We start from the raw sequence: 12,529 nt of genomic DNA, 5'->3' as shown, positions 1-12,529 counted from the left end.
CCGGCGTCCTTTGTCTCGCCTGCGATTGGACGGGATCACCGTCCGCCTCCCAGCATCCTTGCCGAGCGCCATCATTCACCACAAGCCCGTATTTTTCGGGATTTCGGAGCCACACGCATGGCTCCGGAATCCCGGTGGGCTACCGCCCGGTGATCTTGACGTCGTTGTCGACGCCCGCCTCCACCAGGCTCGCTCCGGAGGCGTCGGCCCGCCCTGAGGGATTCGAACCCCGACCGTCGGATTAGAAGTGGATCGCCGTTCCTTGACCCGATGACGGGCTGACCTGCGGCTGATCTATCGTTCCCTCTCGGCTGAGGCCAAGCATGTTCCGGATCTTGCCGCAGGCCGGTCCTTGATACTGGGAGCCTCCGGACCGACCCGTGAACGGGCGGGTCCAGAGGCCAGATGTGAACCGTGCCTACGACAGCGCGGTGATCGTCAGCGTGGCGGTGCGACCGGAGGCACCTTCTCGTTGACGGTCATTCCGCCTCGCCCGGCTTCGCGGCGTCGTCGGCGGTGAAGGCGTAGACGTTGCCGTCCCAGGCGCCGACGACCAGCGTGTTGCCGGTGACCGCCGGGCTGGAGGCGACCCACGTGCCGATCTCGAACTTCCAGGTCGGGGCGCCGGTGGCACGGTCGAGACCGTAGACGAAGCCGTCGTTCGACCCGAAGTAAAGCGTGTCGCCGCTCACCACCGGAGCGGACGTGATGCCGCCACCGGTCCGCCGGGTCCACATGAACTCACCGGTCTTGGCGTCGAGCGCAGTCATGTTGCCATTGGAGAAGCCCTGGTAGGCCACCCCGTCGATGATCGCCGGCGACGAACCGGTCGGGGTGCCGCGCAGGAAGCTCGGGTCCGTGCTGGTGTAGCGCCAGACCTCCTTGCCCGTGGCGGCGTCGAGGACGATGAGCACGTCGCCCTGGCAACCCATGTAGAGAAGCTCGTCCGAGTACGTCGGCGTGGTGTTGGTGCACCGCATGCGCGACACGCGCCACTCCTCGGCACCGGTCTTCGCGTTCAGCGCGACCAGCCAGTCGTTGTCGCCGTCGACATAGAGCCGGCCGCCGCCGAGGGCAGGCGGCGTCTCGGAGATCCAGCCGCCGTTGAGCCGGGAGTCCCACAGCTGGGCGCCGGTCTTGGCGTCCAGGGCCATGAGGCGCCGCTCCCCGTTGCTGTAGACCTGGTAGATCACTCCATCGGCGTAGTTCGGCGGCTCGTACATCCAGCCACGGTGGACGCCGTCGCCGACTTGGTCACCCTTGGTGATCGACCAGATCTTCGTGCCGGTCTTGGCGTCGAGGGCGAAGAGCGTTCCGCGCACGGATGCGGCATACACGATGCCGTCGGCGACCACGGGCGTCGCCTCGGCCTGGCCATCGGTCGGGAAGCGCCACAGCTGCTTGCCCGTGGCCAGGTCGATGGCGTGGATAGCGTGGTTCACCTCGCCGTCCTCGTCGCGGGTGCCGGCATACACGACACCGTCCACGACCACAGGGGACGAGGTGAGGATGGTGCCGGGGGTGCGGTAGGTCCAGGCGAGCTCGAGGTTGTCGCCGAGGACGTCCTGGGCGACGCCGGTGTAGGCGGAGTTGCCCTTGAACATCGACCAGTCGCTACCCATACGCGGCGCGTTGAGCTCGTCGCCGGGCACGACCCGGAAGCTCGACGTCTCCTTCCACGTCCGGCCGGTGTCGTCGGTGGCCCGGACCTCGATCGTGTGCTCACCGATCGGGAGGCGGAACCCGCGGGTCTCCACGGCCCAGGTGAAGGCGCTGCTCTGCTTCAGGGCCTTCCACTTGCCACCGTCGATGCGGTAGTGGACGGCAGTCACGTTGGACGTCGTGTTGTAGGCGTTGACCTGGACGGTTCCGTCGTCCGCACCGATCCGGCTGCCCGGGGCAGGGTTGGTGACCGTGAGGGTGTGATCGACCCCGTACATCTTGAACGGGTACGTGATCTTGTCACCCTTGAAGGTGACGACGCGGAAGCCGTTGGGCGTCTGGTCGAGCGTGCTCGACGTCGCGTTGGTGACCACGTGTGCGGCACCCTCGATCGCGTGCAGGTCGACGTCGTTCTTGTGCGTGTGGCCGGTGAGCACCAGCTTGGTGTTGTACTGCTCCATCAGCTCGATGTACGGAGCGGGCGAGTCGCCGCCACCGCCGGTGGGGGGAGCCTGCATCGGCCGATGGGCGACGACCGTGACGACCTTGTCGTCCTTGGCGTTCATGGCCAGGTCGTTGCGCATCCACTCGAGTTGCGCAGGGTCCTTGAACCCGGACGTGTTCTCAAGGACGACGAAGTGCCGGTTGCCGTAGTCGAACGAGTACCACTCCGGGCCCAGGAACTTGCGGTAGTTGGTGTAGAGCGGCTGGTTGCTGAAATCGTGGTTGCCCACCGCCGGCCAGACCGGCACCCGAGAGGTGGCAGTGGTGGTGGTGTAACGCACGAACTCCTGCTCCGTGGAGTTCTGCGTGAGGTCGCCGGACACGATCATGAACTCGGGCTGGTCGCTGAGCTGGTTGAGCTCGGCGACAGCACCTTCAAAGATCTTGCGGACGTCCTCGCTTAACGTCAGCGTCTGCGTGTCCGTGAACGTGCCGAAGGTGAAGTTCGGGTTCCTGGTCTTCGGCGCGGGGATGAGGCCGAAGGAGGCGCTGGCTTCCTGACCGACGGTCAGCTCACCGAGGTGCTTGTAGAACTGCGGGGTCTGGAACTCGTCGACCGGCACGAGATAGCCGGTCGGCTGCGAGACGAACACGATCTCGTCGGTGCGGCGCGCCGGGTCGGTAAGGAGTTCGTAGTTGCCCTGGGCGTCAGTCTGGACGGTGGTCACGCCGTCCGAGACGCTGACATTCGCCAGGCCCCGCTCGCCGCGGTCCTGCGTACCGTTCCCGTTCGCGTCGGCGAACACGACGCCGTTGACGGTCGCGTACGATTCCGGCGCCGGGGTGGTGGCGGCCGACGCGCCGGGACTGACGGCGATCAGCGCAAGCAGTGCGCCGCTCACCGCCCCGATCGTCAGCCGAGCCTTGATTGTGGTGCTCATTCGGAGATCCTTCGTCATGCAGGTAGGTGACACGAGGTGGCCCACCGTGAGGTCGGGCCAGCCGCCGAAGCACCGTAGGAAGCGGAGGTGACCGTCTCGTGTCGCCGTAGAAGCGGCCGGAAAACTGAAGGTGGAACTTAAGATCCACAGGCCAGATCCACTAGTAATCTTCGGCCGATATGCGCCCGGCGATAAGGGAGTCGTGACCACTGGTTCATTGCGGTCGCCTGTCACCTACCACCGGAGACCGGCAATACGACAGCATCCCGTCGTCTGGGAGGACGCTGCGGCCGGCCTCGGCGGCACTCCGGTACTACATTCGTAGATCGATTGGTGGTGGGTCTCCGCGTCGGCGGTAGTGACTGAGAAGCGCCCGGGTCTGGTGGCGTCGTCGGAAGTCCGACCAGGCCAGGACATGGTCGACCATGCGGGCGGCGGGCAGGAACAGCCGGGCCAGCACACGGCGGATCTCGGCGAGGGATAGCTGGATCAGGCCGGGTGGGCTCAGTTCGGAGGCACCTGAGAAAGCTGCGCTTTTCTACCGAAGCCGGAGCGTTCAGCGCGCTGGTCATGGCGTGTTCCCTGGGACGATCAGGAGCCGTTTGGGTGCGTGGAACAGCCAGTCCTCGTCGATGTCGACGCCGGTGAGCAGAGTGCCGAGGGCCAGGCCTCGGGTCAACGTACTCGCGGAGCCTTCGGAGCGGTCGTAGAAGCGGCAGAGCCACTCTTCGGCCAGCGTGTCATTGTCGGGATCGGACACACTCTGGAAATCCCGGATGCAGGTTCCATCGCGCCACACCTCTACCGTGGTGGGAGCGACCATGTTGGTACTGATGCAGACGGCGCTGCCAGGTGAGCTGAGCGGGCACCACAGGTGGTCACTGCCCGGATAGAAGCTGATCATGGTGAACAGCGCGACTCCGGTACCACCCGGCGGCTGCCCCAGCCAGAGTGCGTCTCCGTCGGCCTCCGACCAGATCTCGTACTCGTCCTCGTCGAGGAGCGGGCAAGAGGCAGGATCAAGACCAAGGCGGCCGATGGCCTCGTCCTCGTCGACATCAGCGACGAACGCGAACCCCTCGCCCTCACCACAGTAGGTATCCCAGTTGTCATAGCGGGCGACGAGCGCGTCGACCTCCGCCTGCCGCCGCACACTGCCGGAATCGAGGACGGGAACTGCAGGCAGGCCGGTGAACAGGTCGGCGAGCGGGCCGGTCAGCGCGAGCGCTGCCTGCGCCGGATGGCGTCGGGGTCAAGGCCTCGCGCCGCCAGATATTCCGCGTCCCTGCTCACCTGGTCTCCCTGTGCGTCCAGCCCGAAACGAGTAAGAGGATCCAATCACCCCGCGATGACATTTCCAGGGGACGGCCGGGCGGGACAGGCGAACCGCACCTGTCCGGAGAACGCGGGGCACCTCAGATCCTCCTGACGGATCGTGACGGACGTTGACGGCCCCTTCCAGGGCGTGCGAGCACACGACGAGCACAGCTCGCCGATGCGAACACGCGGCCGGGAAGATACGCGGGCCAACTTGTACGGCCCAGGACGGTCTATGACCACCGGTGACCAGCCGCCACGGACGCAACCCGGTACGAAGGCAGGACGCCACTGGCCACCGTGCGCGGGTGAGGTAGACGACGTCAGGCAACCGGAGTTGGCCAGCAAGTCAACTCCGATTGCCTGTGCGCGGGCAGACGCCGCTCGGCGCGCGCCTTCGGGGGTCAGTCGCGGGGGCCGCGGTAGCCGAGGCGGCCACGGGTGACGCCGAGGAGCACGACCGAGACGAGTCCGTAGCCGAGAGCGCCCGCGGCGAGCATCGTCACGCCGTCGGCGTCAGGGAAGATCTCCGGCAGGACGATGCTGGCGACGGTGTTGTTGCTCGCGTGCAGCAGCAGGGCGACGGGCAGGCTCTCCTTGGTGTGGTTGAACACCCAGGTGATGGGGTAGCTGATCGCCACGCACATGATCGTGAAGACGCCGATCGTGATCCACCAGTGCGCCGTGTCGTACTCCTTGCCGCCGAGGGACCAGTCGGTGAAGAACAGCGGCAGGTGCCAGAAGGCCCAGACGACGCCGAGGACGGCGGTGCCGACGGCCGGGCCCATGCGGCGCTGCATCAGCGGGAGGGCGAAGTCGCGCCAGCCGGGCTCCTCGGCGAGGCCGGTGGTCACCACCTGGATGAGGAGAGCGGGCAGGTAGACGGCGAGGACCATGACGGGGGGCGACTTGATGCTCTCGGCGAGGCCGGGGATCCCGAAGGCGCCGCTCACCATCGTGATCGGGACGCCGATCAGCACGATCGCGTACCAGTGCCAGCCGACCCGCAGCCGGAACAGCCGGCGCCGCCAAGCGCGCAGCCCCTCCCGGCCGCCGGTGACCGCGGTGACCAGCAGCGCCGCGCCGAGCGGTCCGATGTACGCGCCGGGCAGGACGCCAAGGAGCTGGGACCCTTCCGGGCCCCCGGGGAAGTTGAAGTCCAGGATGCCCTGTCCCTGGGCGGATAGCACGTACGGCAGCCAGCCCAGCCAGCTCGCCGCGCACGCCACGACGTAGAACGAGATCAGGGGGAAGCGTTGGACGGCTCCGAGCGGGCCGCGTCGGCGCGGCACGGGAACCGACCGCGCCTCGATCGCGCTGTCGGGCCGCGTGGGCATGCTCATCGGGCGGATCCTCCGTGAGTGGGGGGTTGCGGAAACAAGATGAATTCCAGCAGCCCGCCCCCTCCCGGGTCCCTCCCGCCAACTGCTCGAAATCCCGTCCAGCGTCCTGCCGTCCCGAGGTACAGCAGGCTGGAACGCGAGAGGCCCATGCCCCTGTCGACGGCAGGGGAACGGGCCTCGGCGACGGCTCAAGGCGCGGCGAGCTCAGCCGTGGCGCCTGCTCTCCTCCAGGTAGCGCAGGACGGCGGTGACTCTCCGGTCCGCCCGGTCGGTGGGGGCCAGGCCGAGCTTGGCGAAGATGTTGCGGATGTGCTTGTGCACGGCGCCTTCGGTGACGAAGAGCCGTTCGGCGATGGCCGCGTTGCCCAGGCCCTCCGACATCAGGGCGAGTACGTCGCGTTCCCGGGCGGTGAGCTGTTGCAGCCCGCTGTCGGGACGGGTGCGCGTGAGCAGTTGCGTGACGACGTCCGGGTCGATGGCCGTGCCGCCCCCTGCGACGCGGTGCAGGGCGTCGAGGAACTGCTCGACGCGGCCGACCCGTTCCTTGAGCAGGTAGCCGAGCCCGTCGCCGCCGGCGGCGAGCAGTTCGGTGGCGAACGCCTGCTCGACATAGGCGGACAGGACGAGCACGGCCAGGCCGGGCAGGCGGCGCCGGGCCTCTACCGCCGCCTTGATGCCCTCGTCGGTGTGGGTCGGCGGCATCCGGACGTCGACGATCGCGACGTCGGGCCTGTGGTGGTCCACGGCCTCCAGGAAGGCATCCGGGGAATCGGTGGTGGCCACCACGTCCAGGGCCTCCGCGCGCAGCAGCAACGCGACTCCCTCGCGCAGCAGGGGGTCGTCCTCGGCGATCACGATCCGCACGGCAGCTCCACCTGGATGGTCGTCGGCCCGCCGGGCGGGCTGGTCACGGTGAGACGGCCGTCGTGGGCCGAGATCCGGCTCCGGATTCCGGTGAGCCCGGTGCCGTCGCGTACGTCCGCGCCACCGACGCCGTCGTCCTCGATCCGCAGTAGTAGCCGGTCGCCCTCGCGGCGGGCGACCACGGTGGCGTTCCGGGCCCGGCTGTGCTTGACGATGTTGGTGAGCGCCTCGGAGGTGACGAAATAGGCGGTGGCCTCGACGGAGACGGCGCACCGGCCAGGCACGTCGACGTCGACCTTGCAGGGTACGACGGAGGCCGCGGCCAGCCCGTCGAGCGCGCCGGCGAGCCCCCGGTCGGCCAGGACCGGCGGCAGGATGCCACGCACGACGGCGCGGAGCTCCGCGAGGGCCTGCTCGGCGGCGTACTGGGCGCGATCGAGGATGGCCTCGGCGCTGGACGGGTCGCGGGCGAGCGCGCGGCGGCTCGCGCCGAGCAGGACGGTGACGGCGACGAGCCGATTCTGCGCACCGTCATGCAGCGAGCGTTCGATGCGCCGCAGCTCGGTCGCGTGGGCGTCCAGTGCGGCGGCACGGGTGGCGGTCAGCTGGGCGATCCGCAGCGACAGGTCGATGTCGGCAGGGGGCACCAGGAGCCGCTGGCCCGGCAGCGCCTGCAGACGGGCCATTCCCGGTCCGAGGGTCAGGAAGATGACCGCCAGGAACACGCCGACGAGCGCGACCCCCCACGCGTCGGCGCTGTCCTGCACGGTCCAGAACACGAAGGTGGGTGCGGCGTCGTCCCTGGGCAGGATCCGCCACCACAGCGGGTACGTGAGGTCCTGCACGGAGTTCAGCGCCGCCGTCACTCCGGCCAGGCCGAGGAACAGGCCGAGCGTGCCGTGGATGAGAAGCCAGCGCAGCTCCCGCCGTACGACGGAGTCCGCGAGGGCGGCGCGGAGGCCGCCGGACGGTGCGGGCCCGAGCTTGATGATCTCGGGACCCGAGCGGGACAGCCGGGAGCGCTCCCGATCGGCGACGGACCGTACGACGCGGGGCAGGCCGGGCGCCAGCAGGAAGCCGATGCCGACGGCGCACGCGAGCCCGACCAGGACGATCCACAGCAGGGCGACGAAGGCGAGCAGGGCTGTGCCGAGTCCACCGACGAGATGTTCGAACGCGTCGAGGATGACACGAACGCGCAGCAGGACGCCCTCTCGCCTGGTCCGCCGGCCAGCGCCCGATCCGGCCCTTTTCTCCACCTCTGTACCTCCCGAGGCAGGAACTTAGGGCAGCGAAACGGCCACTGTCAGGGGGGTCGGCGGGGAAGTACAGCCTGCTGTACCGAATACGACGCGTTGGCTGGATCGTGCGCGGCCGGTGCTGTGGGGGCTGCTTGCGCTCGGCCTGGCCGGCAACATGGCGGCGTCGAGCAACGGCCTCCTCATCGGCAACGCCGTCTTCGGGCCGATCAGCCTCGCCTCCGCCATCGCGCTGATCGTCCACCACTACCGCAACCGACATCGGTGAGGCCCGCCTGTACCGCTTCAAAAGTCATCACAGGGCGCTTGACCTGTGTATCGATCTGAGACGGCGGCTCAGGCCAGTGCGCTCACCTGACCAGACCAGTCCTGGCGACTGTGCCGGATGAACCGGCATACGCCGTGCTTGTTGACCTTCTCTCAAAATCGACCGTTTACGAGAGGACTCTGTCGTTCGCGAGCACCACGGTCAGCACGGTTGGCGCAGTCCTGCGAGCAGGAGCGCGACCAGTCGGCGCGCGTCGTAGCCGGGGTCGCTGTCCGCGCCGATGCAGAGATTCCCGATGCCGCGCATGAGCTCGTAGGCCTCCAGGTCGGCGTGGATCTCGCCGGCGGCGGCTGCGGCCTGGATCAGTTGGGCGCATACGGGCACGAGGCGGTCCACGAAGTAGGTGTGCAGGGCGTCGAACTGGCCGTTGTCCGACCTCAGCACGGCGGCGAGCCCGTGCTTGGTGACCAGGAAGTCCACGAAGAGGCCGGTCCATCGCTCCAGTGCTGCGTGTGGGGTCGCGCTGGTCGCCAGCAGGGCCGGACCGGCCTCGACACAGGCTTCGACCTGGTGCCGGTACACGGCGATGATGAGATCCGCTCGCGTCGGAAAGTGACGATAGATCGTGGCGGTCCCCACGCCGGCCTTGGCCGCGATGTCGCGTATCGGTGCTTCCACGCCCGATGTGACGAAGATTGCGGCGGCCGCGTCGAGCAGGGTCTCCTCGTTGCGCCGGGCGTCGGCTCGCCTGGGCTTCCCCGCGCGCCCGGCGCCCGGTTCGCTGTCATTCACCGCGACGTTCACCTTCACCCTCGACATTGATAAACGGGACAGTGTCCCGTATCGTCAAACGGGACAGGGTCCCGCTTGTCCATGGTGTCAGATCAACTGCCCGACCACCAGGCCGCGCCCTGTCACCATGCCGTTCCACCACTCAGCGGCCCACGGAACCGAACGAAGGTGCATCCATGTCCCCCTCGAGCCTTGCCAGCACGCCGAAGTCCGCCGACTCGCCCGCGACGGTGATATCTGCGCAACCGGTCGTGCTGTCCGCCCCGGACCGCGGGCAGGATCTGCAGGTCCGTGTATCCGCGCCCGCGACCGGCGACAACCTGCCCATCATCGTCTTCTCGCACGGCTTCGGCTGGTCGATGAACGGCTACGCCCCGCTGGCCGACTACTGGGCCGCCCACGGCTTTGTGGTCCTGCAGCCCACCCACCTCGACTCACGCACGCTCGGCCTGCCTGCCGACGACCCCCGGACGCCGCGGATCTGGCGCATTCGTATCGAGGACCTCACGCGCGTGCTGGACGGACTCGACGTCCTGGAAGCCGCCGTGCGCGGCCTGGCCGGGCGCATCGACCGTGGCCGCATCGCGGTGGCAGGCCACTCCTGGGGAGCCCAGACGGCCAGCACCCTGCTGGGTGCGCGCGTCCTGGACTCCGACGGCCTTCCCGGCGAGGATCTGTCCGACCCCCGCGTCAAGGCGGGGGTGCTGCTTGCCCTGACCGGCCTGGGCGACGACCTGACCCCGTTCGCCGCCGAGCACTTCCCCTTCCTGAAGCCGTCCTTCGACACCATGACCCCCCCGGCCCTCATCGTCGCCGGGGACAACGACCAGTCCCACCTGTCCACCCGCGGACCGGACTGGTTCACCGACCCCTACACCCACAGCCCGGCAAACAAGAGCCTGCTCACGCTGTTCGGGGCCGAGCACTCGCTCGGCGGCATCCCCGGCTACGAGGTCGCGGAGACAACCGACGAGAATCCCGCACGCGTCACGCTGATCCAGCACCTCACCTTTGCCTTCCTGCGCAGCGCCCTCTACCCCGACGACACCAGTTGGAAGGCGGCGGTCACCGCGCTGGAGGAAGACCCCAACCCGCTGGGCAGCCTGCGCAGCAAGTAGGCGAGGCTTACCAGGACCCGCCGCGCGGTGCGGGCGGTGACGGTGCACGGCACAGCCAAGGGCACCCGGACCCTTGCAGTTCGACGGGGCCGGCTTGGAAGACGGGCAACAGGCTGGTGATGGCGTGGAGGTCCGCCAGCTACCGCCCGCGGTGATGCCTCGGACTTGCGCGAGTTTGTCCACCTTGCGGGTGATGGGCGCCTTGCCGATCGCCGGGCGCAGCCGTACGGGAGCTGCTCGACACGGCAACCTCGCTGCTCGACGGCAAGCGGGCCGCTACGAGCACAGCCCTGCGGAACAAGACCATCCTGCAAAACGCGCTACCAAGCTCCCAGCGGCTGCGAGGGCTCCTGCGGATCTACGCCAAGTGCATCGCGGGCCAGGACAAGGCCGTCAAGCGACGGATCTCGGAGGCTCGGAGGGGCGTCGAGTGATCCAAAGCAGCCGCGGAAACTTGCGCACGTATTTGGCACGATCATCCGCAACCGCTCGGGCATAGCCGTACGCCACCGGACACAACAAGAGGGCTCCTGACCGGCATCACCGCTGGCCAGGAGCTCTTCTTACTGCTCATAGGGAGCGCGCCCTGAGGGATTCGAACCCCCGACCGTCGGATTAGAAGTGGGTGATTCTTTCCCCCAGCCATATGCCGCTGACCTGCTCGGCAAGCTATCGATGTACGGGGGGCAGAGAAGATCATCCCGCAGATATCCCGCAGGCCCGATCCGCTACCGTGACGACGTGTCGAGCAGTGAGCGTCGTCTGTCAGTCGAGGAGCAAGCCGTCATCCTGGCACTCCTCGCGCAGGATTTCCCCGGCGCGGACGAACTTCGGGCTCAGGTTCCTTCGGCAGTTGTCAGCGGGCGTTGCGGATGCGGATGCGCGACAGTGGATCTTCGAGTGGGAACAGGACCTCGCGCACTCGCCTCGCCGGTGCAAGATGGCGTGCTGATCTCCGCTGACGTACGTGGGCGCAGTGATGGTGTCTTGCTCTTCGTCGAAGAAGGCCATCTTTCGTGTCTTGAGGTCTACTCCGTCGAAGATGAGCCGGCCACGCTCCCACGGCCTGAAGATCTCATCGTTGACGCGCCAGGCTCCTGGGAGTGATGTCCCGCAAGAGGAGCAGGTCCGAAGGTCAACTCACGAATCCGCGGATTAAAAGCTCGGCCGATCACCGTTCAGGACAGTTCAATGCAGGTCAGCGGGCCTGCGCGGTCCGTTCTGAACAGCCCCGGACGGTTCCGTACTGCAACTCGAAGTGCAACCAACGGCGCTTCGTTGGGCCGGGGCTGAGGAACGAGGCCTCGGACCGTCGATCGCCCCCAACCACGTACGGCGACTAGCCACAGCAAGGCGATCGTAAGGGCCGCAGGAACGAAGGTGGGCTGCGCGAGAGAAATAATCGCTTTGCGTCCGCCCCGGTCACGGCTAGCGTCTGCGAACACGCGGAGAGACGGCGCTATGGGAGAAGACCACGTGACACTTCGAATCAGACTCGCCACGCAGCAAGATGCCCCGGCCCTGGCCAGGGTCCAGAGGACATCATGGCGTGCGGCCTTCCGTGGGCTTCTGTCGGACGATTACCTGGATGGTCTCGACCATGAGACGCTGACGAAGACGTGGGAAGGCTTGCTGACCCGCGCCGGGGGCGCGGGGGCAGGCACGTTGCTCGTTGAGCAGACTGACCACGTTGTTGGATACTCGCGCTTCTATCCCACTGACGACGAGGATGACGACTCCGTGCAGGTGGGCATGATCGGCTCGATCTACACGCTCCCCGACGTCTGGGGCACTGGCGTGGGCAAAACACTGATCACCGCTGTCCTCGACGCCATGGCGTCGGCTGGATACGCCGAGGCAACCCTCTGGGTTCTGGAAGGGAACACGCGAGCACGCTCCTTCTATGAGCGAAATGGCTGGCACCACGATGGTGCGCTCGTCCTTGACCGCAGTGAGGTCCTGCCAATCAGGAAGTTGCGCTACCGCAAGGGGCTCAACCGCTGACCGACGAGGTCACACGGCACCTGCTCGTGCGGCGGGCGGCCCGGGCCGTCGGCGGCCGGGACCGGCCCCCAGGCCGCACGCCCGGCCGCCGAGCGGGCGAGGGCCGCGAGGCGGCGCGGAGCGCCGCCCTTGAAGGAAGCCCGAACCTACGCGCTCACACCCGACCAGGTCGCCTCTCCCTTGGCGGGTCGGCCGTACGACCTTCGGCACGCGGCGGTCTCGCTCTGGCTGAACGCCGGGGTCCACGCCCCGGAAGCCGCGGAACGGGCCGGTCACGGAGTCGACGTCATGCTCAGGGTCTACGCCAAGTGCATCGACGGGCAACGCGACGTGGCCAACCAGCGGATCACGGATGCTCTCGTCGCATGATCCAACATAAGCACGGGAAAGCGAAGGGTCTCGGATCACTCCGGGGCCCTTCGGCGTACCTTGGATTCATCCCGCAGACGTCCGGAAACCGACCCTCGGTGAGTAGCCGGGGGCATCTCAGCCCCCGGCCCTCGCAGAACCGTGCGTA

At 67.8% G+C, this 12,529-nt stretch carries 10 protein-coding genes; 4 read left to right on the top strand and 6 right to left on the bottom strand.

Annotated features, from left to right (window positions below):
- Nucleotides 1–479: 479 nt before the first annotated feature.
- The 5 genes from QSK17_RS14565 to QSK17_RS14545 form a co-directional block, all read right to left on the bottom strand.
- Nucleotides 480–3,047, bottom strand: coding sequence for an outer membrane protein assembly factor BamB family protein (locus QSK17_RS14565; RefSeq protein WP_285705232.1), 2,568 nt, complete (start codon nucleotides 3,045–3,047; stop codon nucleotides 480–482).
- 568 nt (nucleotides 3,048–3,615) lie between these two features.
- Nucleotides 3,616–4,200: a hypothetical protein gene (locus QSK17_RS14560; protein ID WP_285705231.1), complete on the bottom strand. Its 585-nt coding sequence runs from the start codon at nucleotides 4,198–4,200 to the stop codon at nucleotides 3,616–3,618.
- 568 nt (nucleotides 4,201–4,768) lie between these two features.
- On the bottom strand, nucleotides 4,769–5,707 hold the full coding sequence (locus QSK17_RS14555) for a CPBP family intramembrane glutamic endopeptidase (RefSeq protein ID WP_285705230.1): 939 nt from the start codon (nucleotides 5,705–5,707) through the stop codon (nucleotides 4,769–4,771).
- 204 nt (nucleotides 5,708–5,911) lie between these two features.
- Entirely contained in the window at nucleotides 5,912–6,571 is a 660-nt protein-coding gene (locus QSK17_RS14550) for a response regulator transcription factor (RefSeq protein ID WP_285705229.1), read from the bottom strand.
- On the bottom strand, nucleotides 6,559–7,830 hold the full coding sequence (locus QSK17_RS14545; protein WP_285705228.1) for a sensor histidine kinase: 1,272 nt from the start codon (nucleotides 7,828–7,830) through the stop codon (nucleotides 6,559–6,561). The genes QSK17_RS14550 and QSK17_RS14545 overlap by 13 nt, the downstream gene beginning before the upstream one ends.
- A 118-nt stretch (nucleotides 7,831–7,948) precedes the next feature.
- Here QSK17_RS14545 and QSK17_RS14540 point away from each other — a divergent pair, with 118 nt between their 5' ends.
- The gene (locus QSK17_RS14540; protein WP_285705227.1) at nucleotides 7,949–8,098 is read left to right on the top strand and encodes a hypothetical protein; all 150 of its coding nucleotides are present in this window, start codon (nucleotides 7,949–7,951) and stop codon (nucleotides 8,096–8,098) included.
- 201 nt (nucleotides 8,099–8,299) lie between these two features.
- Here QSK17_RS14540 and QSK17_RS14535 read toward each other — a convergent pair whose 3' ends face one another.
- Entirely contained in the window at nucleotides 8,300–8,917 is a 618-nt protein-coding gene (locus QSK17_RS14535) for a TetR/AcrR family transcriptional regulator (RefSeq protein ID WP_285705226.1), read from the bottom strand.
- A gap of 149 nt (nucleotides 8,918–9,066) precedes the next feature.
- Here QSK17_RS14535 and QSK17_RS14530 point away from each other — a divergent pair, with 149 nt between their 5' ends.
- The 3 genes from QSK17_RS14530 (at nucleotide 9,067) to QSK17_RS14520 (ending at nucleotide 12,381) form a co-directional block, all read left to right on the top strand.
- On the top strand, nucleotides 9,067–10,008 hold the full coding sequence (locus QSK17_RS14530; protein WP_285705225.1) for an alpha/beta hydrolase family protein: 942 nt from the start codon (nucleotides 9,067–9,069) through the stop codon (nucleotides 10,006–10,008).
- Nucleotides 10,009–11,484: 1,476 nt separating this feature from the next.
- A complete protein-coding gene (locus tag QSK17_RS14525; RefSeq protein ID WP_285705224.1) occupies nucleotides 11,485–12,012 on the top strand; it encodes a GNAT family N-acetyltransferase in 528 nt (175 codons plus the stop codon).
- A 129-nt stretch (nucleotides 12,013–12,141) separates the two neighbouring features.
- The gene (locus QSK17_RS14520) at nucleotides 12,142–12,381 is read left to right on the top strand and encodes a site-specific integrase (RefSeq protein ID WP_352231799.1); all 240 of its coding nucleotides are present in this window, start codon (nucleotides 12,142–12,144) and stop codon (nucleotides 12,379–12,381) included.
- The last annotated feature ends 148 nt before the right edge of the window (nucleotides 12,382–12,529 follow it).

The organism is Microtetraspora sp. NBRC 16547 (genome assembly GCF_030268965.1).
Taxonomy (GTDB): domain Bacteria; phylum Actinomycetota; class Actinomycetes; order Streptosporangiales; family Streptosporangiaceae; genus Microtetraspora.
This window is presented reverse-complemented; position numbering and strand designations above follow the sequence as displayed.

Coding starts and splice junctions, on each gene's coding strand:
- QSK17_RS14565 (WP_285705232.1), bottom strand. CDS start 3,047: ATGAGCACCACAATCAAGGCTCGGCTGACGATCGGGGCGGTGAGCGGC.
- QSK17_RS14555 (WP_285705230.1), bottom strand. CDS start 5,707: ATGAGCATGCCCACGCGGCCCGACAGCGCGATCGAGGCGCGGTCGGTT.
- QSK17_RS14535 (WP_285705226.1), bottom strand. CDS start 8,917: ATGTCGAGGGTGAAGGTGAACGTCGCGGTGAATGACAGCGAACCGGGC.
- QSK17_RS14530 (WP_285705225.1), top strand. CDS start 9,067: ATGTCCCCCTCGAGCCTTGCCAGCACGCCGAAGTCCGCCGACTCGCCC.